Raw genomic sequence first — 12280 nt, forward strand, 5'->3', positions numbered from 1 at the left:
GCGCGACGGGCGCATCTTGACGCGGGCGGGGGGAGGCTTACCCCTCCCCGCCCCTTCCCGCAACTGGGGCTCCGCCCCAGGCCCCGCAGCCGGGGCTTCGTCCCTGGCCGCGTAACTGGGGCTTCGTCCCTGGCCGCGTAACTGGGGCTCCGCCCCTGGCCCCGCAGCTGGGGCTTCGTCCCTGGCCGCGCAGCTGGGGTTTCGTCCCAGGCTCCGCAGCTGGGGTTTCGTCCCTGGCCGCGTAACTGGGGCTTCGCCCCAGGCTCCGCAGCCGGGGCTTCGTCCCTGGCCGCGTAACTGGGGCTTCGTCCCTGGCTCCGCAGCCGGGGCTTCGTCCCAGGCACCGTAACCGGGGCTCCGCCCCAGGCCCTGGAGTCCAGGGGCGGAGCCCTGCCACGCGGCGGACACCCTGTAGAGCGCGCCCTCCGTGGTGGGGGCCGCCGTGGTGGTTGACCCTGACGCAGGGGCAACCTCGCAGCATGGGCGGCATGACGACGACGCGCCACTTCACCGTCCACCACGACGGTGTCACGATCCCGGTGTCCCGGGGCGGTCGCGGACGACCGCTGGTCCTGTGCCCGGGCCTCAACTCCACCCAGGCCGATCTGCATGAGCTGATCGAACTCCTGCGGCGTGACCACGACGTGGTGACCTTCGACCTCCGGGGCCATGGCCTCGCCTCGGCCGCCGACCGGTACTCCTTCGACGCGTTTCGGAGCGATCTCTTCGCCGTGCTGGCGGAGTCGGGACGCCTTCACTTCCCCGCGCCGCCCGTGCTCGTGGGCTACTCGCTGGGCGCGGACCTGGCCGTGCACTACGCCTCCGAGTGCCCTGACGCCGTCGCCGGGCTGGTCCTCATCGACGGGGCGAACCCGCTGCCCGAACCGTTCATCACCGACGCCGACCTGCCGGAGTTCCGCGAGATGGCGGAGGACCCGGCCATGTGGCGGGAGATCGAGCGGGCCAGGGGCACCGCGCGTCAGGTGTTGCTCGGTCCCCGGGACATCCTCGAGCTGCAGGTGGAGATGGATGTGGTGCGGGCCGGAATCCTCGACCGGTACCGGAGGATCGACCGCCCGATCCACATGGTCATGTCGGCCGCGATCGCGGGCGACAGCACCGAAGGGCGTGCGCCCCGGCACAACCGGCTCTGGCGCGCGGGCATCGACCGGCTTGTGCACGAGCGGCCGGACACCTCCGCGACCTGGTTCGACACCGGCCACCGGCTGGTCTTCACCCACGCCCGGGAGATCGCGGAGATCATCCGCGGCGCACACCACCCGGCCGACGAGGTGGCTTCGTAGACGACTTCCAGGAGACTGGTCCGATGCTGACCATCGGCGAGCTGGCGTCGTACGCCGGAGTGACGGTGCGCGCGGTGCGGCACTACCACGCCAAGGGGCTGCTGCCGGAGCCGGAGCGGGATCACTCCGGCTATCGGCGGTACGGCGCCGACGCCGTCGTCGAGCTGATCAGGATCCGGACCCTCACCGAGGCCGGGGTTCCGCTGGCGCGCGTACGGGAGCTGCTCCGGGCCGGTGAGGAGGAGTTCGCCGCGGCGGTCGCGGAGATCGACCAGCGGCTGCGGGCGGAGATCCGGGAGCGGCAGCGGCACCGAGCGCGGATCGCCCGCCTGGCCGCCGGGGACAGCCTGGCGCTGCCCCCGGAGGTGGTGGCGTTTCTCGACCGGCTGCGGGCGCTCGGGGTCGATGAGCGGATCGTCCAGGTGGAGCGCGACGGCTGGATCCCGCTGGCCGCGCACGCACCCGAGCGGGTCCCGGAGTGGATGGCGCGCAAGCGGGAGCAGATCGCCGACCCGCGGTTCATCGGCTTCTACCGCACCCTGGGCCGGGCGCTCGACCGCGCCGACGACGATCCACGGCTGGAGGGGCTGGCCGACGAGCTGGCCGCCTACCTCACCGGGATGGCCGAGGAGCGGGGCGAGGACTACATCGACGATGCCGAGATCGAGCCGCCGCTGGTCAGGGTGATGGACACCCTGGCGTTCGACACCATGCCGTCGGCCCGCCGGCTGATCGAGCTGCTGAGGCGGCGGGGCTGGACCGGCTGGACCAAGGTCGGGCGCGTCGGCCGGGGTCGGCCGGACCACGGGGGGCTCGGCAGGCGGGGCCAAACGGGTGAGGATGGGGGGATGACCGCCACCTCGCGTGCCCATTCGTTCAACGCGGCCGCCGCCCAGTACGCCGCGAACCGACCCTCCTACCCGCCCGCCCTCTTCGACGCCGTCGAGGAGCTCGCCGGGCGCCCCCTCGCGGGCGCCCGCGTCGCCGATGTCGGCGCGGGCACCGGAATCGCCACCGCCCTCCTGCGCGAGCGTGGCGCCGATGTGATCGCCGTCGAGCCGGGCGCGGGCATGGCGGCTCAGTTCCGCCGGACGCTTCCGGACGTGCCGATCGTCCGGGGCGACGGCAACGCCCTGCCCCTCGCCGAGGCCTCCCGCGACCTGATCACGTATGCGCAGTCCTGGCACTGGACCGACACCGACCGGTCCGTTCCGGAGGCGCTGCGTGTGCTGCGGCCGGGTGGCGCGCTGGCGGTCTGGTGGAACACCACCGCCTTCGACGTGCCGTGGATCGCCGCCCAGGCCGAGCGCGTCGCGGCCCACTCCGATGTGGGGTCGACCCCTCAGGTGCGTCCCGACGACAGCCGCGCCGCCCAGCTCGCGGGCCTCTCCGATCTCCGGGTCAGCCGCCGCCATGTGCGCTGGAGCCGCGTCGTCTCCCTCGACACCCACCTGGCCAACCTCACCAGTCACTCGGCGTTTCTCGTCCTCGGAGAGGCCGGCACCCAGGCGTTTCTCGCCGACGAACGCGGTCGGCTGCGCGAGCTCTTCCCGGACGAGAGGGTGGAGGAGACCTATCTGGTGGACCTACTGGTGGCCGCCCGTCCCTGACCAGCACTCGGGTGCACCGGCGTCGAGCGCACTCACTCATGCGGGACGACGGCGACCGGGCAGTTCGCGTGGTGCACCGCCGCCTGTACCACGGGCCCCAGGCGGGGCCCCAGCGCGGGCGGGTGTTTGCGCCGTCCGACCATCAGCAGATCGCTGTCGGCCGCGGCCTGGACGACGGCCTGGGCCGGGCTCTCCGGCCGGACCTCGTCGACGACCCGCACCCGGGGGAACTTCTCCCGCCACGGCCGCAGCACCTCGTCCAGCTCCCGCCGCGCCCGTTCCATAGTGTCCCGGGCCGTGCCATCGCCCCCGGCGGCCGTGTGGGCCCGGTCGGGCTTGCGTCCGTGGACGGCGTGCAGTGGCACATCGCGGGTGAACGCGGTGACGTAGGCGAACTCCAGGAGGTTGTCCTGCGGGCCGTGCAGGCTCAGGCCCACGACCACACGCCGCTCGTGTCCATCGGCCTCCCGCCCCGCGCGCATCAGCACCACCGGCCGCTCCGCGCGGGCGATGGTGTGCAGCCCGATGTCACCGAGGAAGAAGCTGGCCACCCGGTCCAGCCCCCGCGATCCGAGCACCAGCATGCGGGAGTGCGCCGCCGCGTCGAGCAGGGCCGTCTCGGCCTCGTCCGCCACCAGGTCCTCGATGATGGTCAGCTTTGGATGGTCACGGGCCAGCTCGGTGTGCGCGTCGTGCACGATCCGCTTCGACCAGTAGTTCTGGTCGTCCGCCGCCGGGCTGTCGGGTGTGGGCGGGGACAGCAGGATCCACGCGTGCGTCAGACGCAGCGCCAGCTCACGCCGCTCCGCCTCGTCGGCGGCCCAGTGCGCGGCGGCCAGGCTCTCGGGCGAACCGTCGAGGCCCACGGCGACCACTTGTTCCATGGCGGCTTGCTCCGCGGCGGCTTGTTCCATGGGGGCTTGTTCCATGGTGGTGCCTCCTGCCGGGTTTCCTGGGTTCCCCGGGTTTTCCGGGTTTTCCGGGTTTCACGCGGCCAGGGCGGAGCCGCCGGTGTCATCGGTGCCGTAGGCGATGTGATCGGTGACCGAGACCACCCCGTCCACGCCCCGGCACAGCCGCACGAGGACCGGGACCAGGCTCCTGGCCTCGACCGATCCGTCCAGCGTGACCTCGCCCTCCCGTACGTCCACCGTCACGGCCGAGGGCGCCAGCCGCAGGGTCCGCCGCAGCAGATCCCTTTCGATCTCGTCGCGGATCGCGTCGTCGTGGCGCAGGAACACCCGCAGCAGATCGCCACGGCTGACGATGCCGAGCAGCTTGTCGGTCTCGTCCACCACGGGAAGCCGCTTGACACCCCGGTCCGACATCACCCGGGCCGCCTCGACGACGGTCCACTCCGGACGCGCGCACACGGCGGGCGCCGACATCAGCTCCTCCGCCCTCGCCCCTTCCGCCTTCGCGCGCTCCCACGCCTCCAGGTGCGGGACCGGCAGAAGGCCGGAGGGGTCCGCCTGGCCGGACGACTTGCGCAGCAGATCGCCCTCGGACACCACGCCGATCGGGCGTCCCGAAGCGTCCACGACCGGCACGGCGGTGACATCGCGCTCCGCGAGCAGCGCCACGAGTTCCTTGAACGGCATGTCACGGGGCGCCTGGACCACCGGGCGCGTCATGAGGTCTCCGACCGTTCTGTGGTGCATGTTCCGGCTCCTCTCGCACACGCGCGGTGGGTCGGCCGGTGTTTCCGTCGCAGAGCCCGGCTCCCTCGTCGAGCCCGGCTCCTTCACTGAGTTCACCGAGCCCGGCTCCTTCACCGAGCCTGCCAGCTCGCCCGCCCCGCCGAATGAGCCTCATGGCTCCCTCTCCCGGCCACACGGCCCACCACGGGGCCATCCGGCCCCTCGGCCGAGGGCGTTCCGCCCCCAGGACACCGCCCACCGGCGGTGTCACAGTGGACGGCGTCAGGCAGGAGAGGCGGGATGTCGATGCGTGCCCATGTCGGCGACCAACTGATTGTCGAAAGCCCCACTACCGGTGCCACCAAACGGGACGGTGAGATCGTCGGACTCCACCATGACGACGGGACACCTCCCTACGACGTGCGGTGGTCGGACTCGGATCAGATCACCCTTGTGTTCCCCGGCCCGGACGCACACATTCACCCCACCGGGCACGAACCGGAACGGCAACGGGAAGGGACGGGCCACCGCGGCTCCACGGCGGCACACCGCGGCGCTCGTTCGCTCTCCGAAGCGGTGGTCATGTCGTTGGTGGAAGACGCCACGGCCGCGCCCTCGATGCACAACGCCCAGCCCTGGCGGTTCGAGTACTCCCGGCGCAGCCGCGTCTTCCGTCTCAGGGCCGATCTGCGGGGCGCTCTGCCGCACACCGACCCCGAGCTCCGCGCCCTGCACATCGGCTGTGGCGCCGCCCTGATGAACCTGCGGGTCGCGGTGGCCCACGAGGGCTGGGAGGCGGCGACCCGGCTGCTGCCCGACCCCGTCGACCCGATGCTGCTGGCCTCCCTGACACTGACCCGCCCGCTCGGTGACGAGGCCGATCCGGCCGACTTGTACCCGGCCGTGCGCACCCGGCACACCAGCCGGTTTCCCTTCGCCGAGACCGAGATCCCCGCGTCCGTGCGGAGCGCCCTCGTCGGCGCCGCGCACCGGGAGCACGTTTCGCTGTCCTTCGTGTCCGGCTGGCATCTCCAGTACGTCGTGGACCTGGCGCTGGAGGCCGAGGCCCGCAACCTCACCGACGCCGGCGCCGCCGCGGACCTGGCCCGCTTCACCCGCGCCACGGACGACACCCGGCCGGCCACCGAAGGCGTTCCGGAGTACGCCTTCGGGCCCCGCCGCCGGATCGGCAAGGCCCCCGTACGTGACTTCGCGGGCGGCAAGTCCATCCCCGGCCGCCCGACCGCCGACTTCGAGACCTTCCCCCACCTGGCGTTGCTGTCCACCTCGCGCGACCGCCCGGTGGACTGGCTGCGCACCGGCCAGGCGGTGGAGCGGGTGCTGTTGCGCGCCACCCTGGCGGGACTGTCCGCCTCGTTCGTCACCCAGGCCCTCGAATGGCACGATCTGCGCTGGCCACTGCGCGACCCGACGTCGGCCATGGCCCATGTGCAGATGGTGCTGCGGCTGGGGTACGGCCCCCGGGGCAGGCAGACCCCGCGGCGGCCGGTGCGCGACGTCCTGGACATCGAGCCGTAGCCCCGGCCGCGACGGCCCGCCGCGAATATCCGGTGGCGGGCCCGGCCGTCCGGTGGTGAGGATCGCGGCATGGATGTCTTCCTGGAAACCGAACGGCTCGCGCTGCGCCCGTTCACCGACGCCGACGCCGGCCACCTCTTCGCGCTCGACAACGACCCCGACGTCATGCGCTTCCTCACCGGTGGCAAGCCGACGAGCCGGGAGACGATCCTCACGAAGACCCTGCCACGGTTCCTCCACGACCACCCGGCCCTCGGGACCCGCTGCTACTGGGCCGCCGAGGAGAAGGCCACCGGAACCTTCCTGGGCTGGTTCGAGTTCCGCCCCCTGGACGACCACAGCCCCGCCGTGGTGGAGCTCGGCTACCGCCTGAACCAGGCCGCCTGGGGCAAGGGCTACGCCACGGAAGGATCCCGGGCCCTGATCCACAAAGGCTTCACCGACCTCGGCGTGGAACGGGTCACCGCGAACACCATGGCCGTGAACACCGGGTCCCGGCGCGTGATGGAGAAGTCGGGCCTGTCGTTCCTCCGTACCTTCACCGAGGAGTGGCCGGAGGCGATCGAGGGATCCGAACACGGTGAGGTCGAGTACGAGCTCAGCCGGGCCGCCTGGGAACAGCGCCGGTAGCCACGCGGCGAAGGAGGAAACCGGGGGAGGAAACCGTGCGTCCAGTGCAGACAGGCGGCTACGGAATCCGTTGTGGACACCCTCGCCCACGGGCCATATCGGCAGCGCCGGGCGCTGGTGCTTAAGGGCTTAATCACCAAGGCTGACGCGTCACACCTCATCACACTCAGGGAGTGAGCATGAGCCTTGACCCGGCGCGTCGCCGTCTTCTGTCGGCCGCGGGCGCGGTGGGTGTCGCGGGCGCACTCGGGTTGGCCCCCTCCGCCGCGTTCACGGCCTCCGGCCGTTCTCCGTCCGGATCCCGTCGTCCGGGGCGGGCCGCGACGATCATCCACGGTGGGCGGGTGCTGACCGGGCTGCCGTATGTGCCACAGCAGGAGGCCTTCGCCGTGGGAAGGGACGGGAGGATCCTCGCGGTCGGCCCGGCGTCCGTGGTGCGGCGACTGGCCGGGAGGGACACGGAGTTCGTCGACGCCCGCGGCGGCACCGTCATGGCGGGGATCATCGACGCCCATGCCCACTGCCTGGAGGCCGGGTGGCGCTCGCTCAACGCGTCCCTGGGCAACGAGACGTACACCGTCGCCGCGCTCCAGGCGAAGCTCACTGGTTTCCTGAACGCGAGCGAGGACCAGGAGCCCGATGGATGGCTGGTGGTGGAGGACTGGAATCCGGTGGGCCTGCCGGCCGGGACCGAGACCCACCACCGCATCCTGGACGCGCTGCCGACCCGCCGGCCGATCGCGCTCAAGGGCTCGGACGCCCACAACATGTGGGTCAACCAGCGTGCCCTGGAACTGGCGAAGATCACGTCGAGCACCCCGGACCCGGCCGGTGGCCATATCGTCCACGACGCGGCCGGAGCGCCGTCCGGGCTGCTGAAGGACGCCGCGCAGGACATCGTCGCGGCGGTGATCCCGCCGCCGGACGAGGACAAGGCGCTCGCCGCCGCGGCGAAGGCCCTCCGCCAGGCGGCGTCCAACGGCATCACCACGTACATGGACGCGGCCACCGAGACCGACGGACTCCGCGCCTACGCCGACCTGGCCGCCTCGGACCGGCTGCCGCTGCGGGTGATTCCCGCGGTCGAGCGGGCGATCAACAGGTTGAAGCAGTGCCGGGCCGTGGCCACTCGCTACGACAAACGCGGCTACGTCTTCCTCGGCACTGCCACTACAGCCGCTCTGGTCATCTGGCTTCGCACATGATCGCCCGGACAAGTCCTAGTAGCCGATGGTGAAGTGCGCGTCCTCGCTCGGGTTCTCCAGCTCGTCGAGGACCGCCACGGCCAGATCCTCGGCCGAGACGCGGGACGCGCCGTCGGCCGTGGTGATGAGGGTCGTGGTGCCGCGCCGGTACTTTCCGGTGCGGTGGCCGGGCTCGAGGAGGGCGGGTGGGCTGAGGTAGATCCAGTCCGCCGAGTGGGCCCGGCAGACGTCCAGTTGCGCGGCGCTGGCGGCGGCGATGGCACGGAAGGGCTCGGGGACGTACTCCGGGCTGTCGAGGACGAGCCGGTCGGGGTGGCCCGGGTTCCGCAGGGGCGCGGCGCCACCGACGACGAGGATGCGTGTCCCGGCCGTCTCGGCCGCGGTGAGCAGCGCCGTCGTGGTTCTGACGGCGGTGTCCTCGTGACCGGGGGCGGGGCGGGTCGCGGCCACGACCGCGTCGGCTCCGGCGAACAGCCGGCTCATGTGGTCGGGGTCGTTCGCGTCGCCCCGCATGGCGATCACCCCGGGTGGCGGGGCGGCCGCCGGCTCCTTGCGGAACACCGCGACGAGGTCATGGCCCCGGCGCACGGCTTCGCTGACGACACGCGAGCCGACCATGCCGGCGGCTCCGACAACGGCGATCTTCATCGAGGTGACCCTTCCGGGGTGGAGGTGGAGGCGGGAGTGGAGACGGAGTCGTGTTCGGGCGTCCGGGCGCGAGCCCGTGAGCCGGTGCGGGTGCGTGGCGGAAGCTGTCCCGCGACGATCGCGGCGAGCGAGAGCGCGAATCCCACGAGCTGGATCGGGCCGAGCGTCTGGTCGAGCACGATGGCGCCGAGCACGGCGGCCACCAGCGGTGAGAGCAGGGCGAGAACCGCGACCGAGGCCACGGGCAGGCTGGTGATGCCCTGGAACCACAGGGCGTAGGTGATCAGACCGCCGACCAGTCCCAGCCAGAGGTAGCCGAGCGCGGCGGGCAGGTCGATCGCGGGAGGTGCCCCCTCGGCGAGGAAGGTGAGGGGCAGCAGGAAGAGCCCTCCCGCCGTGAGTTGCCACCCGGCGAAGGTGGTGGCACCGACCCCGGCGGGGCGCCCCCAGCGTTTGGTGAGCGTCACGCCGAGCGCCATCGTGACGGCGCCCGCGAGGCCCGCCACGACCCCGACGGTGTCGAGCGCCGCGTTCGGCCCGATCACCACAAGACCGACGCCGACGACGCCCGTCACACCCCACAGCAGGCGCCACGGCGACAGGCGCTCATGGAGCACGGTGACCGCCAGGACGGCCACGACCAGCGGCTGGGCCGCCGCCAAGGTGGCGGCCACGCCGCCCGGCAGGCGTTCGGCCGCGACGAACAGCAGCGGGAGGAACAGCCCGATGTTCAGCACGCCGAGCGCCGCGGCCTTGCCCCACCAGGCGCCGCGCGGCAGCGTCCGGGTGAGGGCCAGCGCGATCAGTCCGGCGGGCAACGCGCGCAGGAGCCCCGCGAAGAGCGGATGTCCCTCGGGGAGCAGCTCGGTGGTGACGACATACGTCGTGCCCCACACCGAGGGGGCGAGCGCCGTCAGGGCGGTGCGTGGCAGGTTTCCGTGGCGGACACCGCCGGCCCCGCCGGAAACCACTTCTGTGGTGTGCCGTGTCATGCCTCGAAGTCTCGCCTCGGGGCCATTGATGAGTCCAACACATGTTTGTCACCTCATCGATCTCGATCCACGATGGATGCATGGAGCTTCAGCAGATGCGGTACGTCGTCGCCGTCGCCGAGACGAACAGCTTCACGCGCGCCGCGGAACGGTGTCTGGTCGTCCAGTCCGCCCTCAGCCACCAAATCGCCCGGCTGGAAAAGGAGTTGGGTGCGAGACTCTTCGAGCGCACCAGCCGCCGGGTGCGGCTGACCCCGGCCGGTGCGGCCTTCCTCCCGGCCGCCCGCCAGTGCCTGGACGCCGCCGAGCGCGCGGCCGCCGAGGTCGCCGCGGCCGTCGGGGAGGTACGCGGACGGCTCGCCGTGGGCCTGATCCCCACCGTCACCGCGGTCGACATCCCGGGCGCGCTGCGCGACTTCCGCGAGCGGTACCCGCGTGTGCGCATCAGCCTGCGGGTGGGTGCCAGCGACGAACTCGTCGAGCAGGTCAGGGAAGGCACCCTCGACGTGGCGTTCCTCGGCCTGCCGACCACCGCCCGCCCCCAGGGCGTCGCCGCCCATGAACTCGCGCGTGACCGGCTCGTCGCCGTGGTCGCGCCGGACCATCCCCTCGCCGGGGAATCACAGGTCGACCTGCGCAGGCTCTCCTGCGAGGTGTTCGTGGACCTCCCGGCCGGGACCGCCGGGCGCGCCCAGTCCGACCTGGCCTTCGAGGCCGCGGGTCTCACCCGTGACGTGGCGTTCGAAGTGACCAGCGCGGACTTCATCGCCCGGCTCGTCGGACCGGGCCTCGGCGTGGCGATGCTTCCCACCGCCTACGCGCCTCATCTCGCGGGCGTCGTCACCATCGAGGTCGCGGACGCACCGGCCCGCGTCGAGTACGTCATCTGGAGCCGCTCCACCCGCACACCGGCGGCGACGGCCTTCCTCACGGCGCTGGGCATCACGCCCACGGAATCCTGACGCACGCGACGGGACCCGGGCCGCCCCGCCCTCACGATGCCTGTCGACGGGATCGGCGCATGGAGGAAGAACGAACCACCAGACGAGTCCCGATCACCACGGGCGGCGGTGTGTGCGGCGGATCCTCCACCAGGCTCACCAGCGCGTCGACAGCCGCCGTCCCGGCCTGCTCGGGGGCCAGCGACACCGTCGACACGGGCGGCACGGTCCGCCCGTAGGCCGGATCCTCGCTGCCGCACACCACCATCAGGTCCTCCGGCACCGAAAGCCCGCACCGCGTGGCCGCCGCCAGAATCTGACGGCCGCACGGGTCGTACAGGCCGAACACCGCGTCCGGCCCGCCCTCCCCGGTCAGCAGGGCGTCCAGCCCCCGCCCCGCGGAGTCGTCCTCGTCGAACGGGACCACACACGGCCGCACACCGGCCCGCGAACACCACCGCCGGTAGGCCGTCGCGCTCGCGCGGCTGTAGTACTCCTGGGTGGGCCCGGCGATCAGCGCGATCCGCTCCGCGCCCCGCCCGGCCAGATGGTCCAGCACCCGGCGGGTCACGGCCTCGTGGTCGTTGTCGACCCAGGTCTCCCGCGCCCGCAGATCGCCGGGACGGCCGTCGAACACCAAGGGCAGACCGCGGGCCCGCAGCACCCGCACCACGGGGTCGCCGACGGGACTGTCCAGCACCACCACCCCGGCGGCCGGGAGGGTGCGCCACATGTGCTCGGCCGGTCCCGAGTCCATCGCCATCAGCGCGTAGCCACGCCGATGCGCGGCGACGGTGGCCGCGCTGATGGCCTGGGCGAAGTACGGCACGCTCGCGAAGTCCCACGCGCTGTCGCCATGAGCGGTCACCGCGAGCCCCAGGGTGCGCCCGCCGCTGCTCACCGGCCCGTAACCGAGCGCACCGGCCACCGCTCTCACCCGGGCCCGGGTCGCCTCCGAGACCCGGCCGGTGCCGACCCGCACGTTGGACACCGTCGCGGTCGACACCTCCGCCGCCCGTGCCACATCCCCGATCGTCACCCTCGACACGCCCGGCAGAATACGCTCCCGCCGTCGCGTCATCCGCTGATGTCGTGCGCGAGAGCGGACGATGGGGGACAGCGGTCCAACCGGACGAGTTACGGGCCCGACTCTGGGAACGCGCCACGGAACGGAAAGGATACGCATATGCCCAAGATCGCCATCATCCTCGGCAGCACCCGCCCCGGGCGCAACGGTGAGGCCGTCGCCAATTGGGTCTTCGACATCGCCCGGCGGCGCACCGACGCGGAGTACGAGCTCGTCGACGTCGCCGACTACCGGCTCCCCCTCCTGGACGAGCCGGTTCCGCCGTCGCTGGGCCAGTACTCACAGCCGCACACCAAGAGGTGGGCGGAGAAGATCGCCTCCTTCGACGGCTTTGTGTTCGTCACCCCCGAGTACAACCACTCCACCTGCGGCGCCCTGAAGAACGCCATCGACTACCTGTACGCCGAGTGGAACAACAAGGCCGCCGGCTTCGTCGGCTACGGCAGCGCCGGTGGCACCCGCGCGGTCGAGCATCTGCGCCTGGTCATGGCCGAGCTACAGGTGGCCGATGTGCGCGCACAGGTCTCGCTGTCCCTGTTCACCGACTTCGAGAACTTCAGCACGTTCACCCCCGCCGAGCACAAGGCCGAGGCCGTGAACACCCTGCTCGACCAGGTCGCCATCTGGAGCACCGCGATGGCCACCGTCCGCGCCGCCTAAGCGCTCCGCGGGAAGTGGCGCGAT

Annotated in this window: 12 protein-coding genes and 1 pseudogene; 8 read left to right on the forward strand and 5 right to left on the reverse strand. The window is 72.3% G+C overall.

Features of this window, described 5'->3' with window-relative positions; genetic code table 11:
- The first annotated feature begins 488 nt into the window (after positions 1-488).
- The 3 genes and pseudogenes from ACFXB5_RS22265 to ACFXB5_RS22275 all read left to right on the forward strand — a co-directional run bounded on the left by ACFXB5_RS22265 (position 489) and on the right by ACFXB5_RS22275 (position 2914).
- Positions 489-1304, forward strand: a complete 816-nt coding sequence (locus tag ACFXB5_RS22265; RefSeq protein ID WP_385210552.1) for an alpha/beta fold hydrolase — start codon at positions 489-491, stop codon at positions 1302-1304.
- Positions 1305-1327: 23 nt separating this feature from the next.
- Positions 1328-1477 (forward strand): annotated as a pseudogene (locus tag ACFXB5_RS22270) (MerR family DNA-binding transcriptional regulator); the annotation flags it as partial.
- Between the two features lie 675 nt (positions 1478-2152).
- Positions 2153-2914 carry a class I SAM-dependent methyltransferase gene (locus tag ACFXB5_RS22275; RefSeq protein WP_385210626.1) on the forward strand — a complete coding sequence of 254 codons (762 nt, stop codon included), beginning with the start codon at positions 2153-2155 and terminating at the stop codon, positions 2912-2914.
- Positions 2915-2946: 32 nt separating this feature from the next.
- Here the strand turns inward: ACFXB5_RS22275 and ACFXB5_RS22280 are convergent, their stop codons facing one another.
- Both ACFXB5_RS22280 and ACFXB5_RS22285 read right to left on the reverse strand, forming a co-directional pair.
- Complete coding sequence (locus ACFXB5_RS22280) at positions 2947-3798, reverse strand: universal stress protein (protein ID WP_385210629.1); 852 nt, start codon at positions 3796-3798, stop codon at positions 2947-2949.
- Between the two features lie 102 nt (positions 3799-3900).
- On the reverse strand, positions 3901-4575 hold the full coding sequence (locus tag ACFXB5_RS22285; protein ID WP_385210554.1) for a CBS domain-containing protein: 675 nt from the start codon (positions 4573-4575) through the stop codon (positions 3901-3903).
- 279 nt (positions 4576-4854) lie between these two features.
- Here ACFXB5_RS22285 and ACFXB5_RS22290 point away from each other — a divergent pair, with 279 nt between their 5' ends.
- The 3 genes from ACFXB5_RS22290 (at position 4855) to ACFXB5_RS22300 (ending at position 7928) form a co-directional block, all read left to right on the forward strand.
- Positions 4855-6093 (forward strand): Acg family FMN-binding oxidoreductase, encoded by a 1239-nt coding sequence (locus ACFXB5_RS22290; RefSeq protein WP_385210557.1) that lies wholly within the window; start codon positions 4855-4857, stop codon positions 6091-6093.
- A gap of 69 nt (positions 6094-6162) precedes the next feature.
- Positions 6163-6723, forward strand: a complete 561-nt coding sequence (locus tag ACFXB5_RS22295; protein WP_385210559.1) for a GNAT family N-acetyltransferase — start codon at positions 6163-6165, stop codon at positions 6721-6723.
- A 179-nt stretch (positions 6724-6902) separates the two neighbouring features.
- Positions 6903-7928, forward strand: coding sequence for an amidohydrolase family protein (locus tag ACFXB5_RS22300; RefSeq protein ID WP_385210562.1), 1026 nt, complete (start codon positions 6903-6905; stop codon positions 7926-7928).
- Positions 7929-7943: 15 nt separating this feature from the next.
- Here the strand turns inward: ACFXB5_RS22300 and ACFXB5_RS22305 are convergent, their stop codons facing one another.
- The gene (locus ACFXB5_RS22305) at positions 7944-8576 is read right to left on the reverse strand and encodes an NAD(P)-dependent oxidoreductase (RefSeq protein WP_385210565.1); all 633 of its coding nucleotides are present in this window, start codon (positions 8574-8576) and stop codon (positions 7944-7946) included.
- A complete protein-coding gene (locus tag ACFXB5_RS22310) occupies positions 8573-9568 on the reverse strand; it encodes an EamA family transporter (protein ID WP_385210568.1) in 996 nt (331 codons plus the stop codon). The genes ACFXB5_RS22305 and ACFXB5_RS22310 overlap by 4 nt, the downstream gene beginning before the upstream one ends.
- 80 nt (positions 9569-9648) lie before the next feature.
- Between ACFXB5_RS22310 and ACFXB5_RS22315 the strand changes: the two genes are divergently transcribed.
- Positions 9649-10530 carry a LysR family transcriptional regulator gene (locus tag ACFXB5_RS22315; protein WP_385210571.1) on the forward strand — a complete coding sequence of 294 codons (882 nt, stop codon included), beginning with the start codon at positions 9649-9651 and terminating at the stop codon, positions 10528-10530.
- A gap of 31 nt (positions 10531-10561) precedes the next feature.
- Here the strand turns inward: ACFXB5_RS22315 and ACFXB5_RS22320 are convergent, their stop codons facing one another.
- Positions 10562-11557, reverse strand: coding sequence for a LacI family DNA-binding transcriptional regulator (locus ACFXB5_RS22320; protein WP_385210574.1), 996 nt, complete (start codon positions 11555-11557; stop codon positions 10562-10564).
- A gap of 138 nt (positions 11558-11695) precedes the next feature.
- Here ACFXB5_RS22320 and ACFXB5_RS22325 point away from each other — a divergent pair, with 138 nt between their 5' ends.
- Positions 11696-12256: an NADPH-dependent FMN reductase gene (locus ACFXB5_RS22325; protein WP_385210576.1), complete on the forward strand. Its 561-nt coding sequence runs from the start codon at positions 11696-11698 to the stop codon at positions 12254-12256.
- Positions 12257-12280 lie beyond the last annotated feature (24 nt).

The organism is Streptomyces sp. NPDC059455 (assembly GCF_042750115.1).
GTDB classification, from domain to species: domain Bacteria; phylum Actinomycetota; class Actinomycetes; order Streptomycetales; family Streptomycetaceae; genus Streptomyces; species Streptomyces endocoffeicus.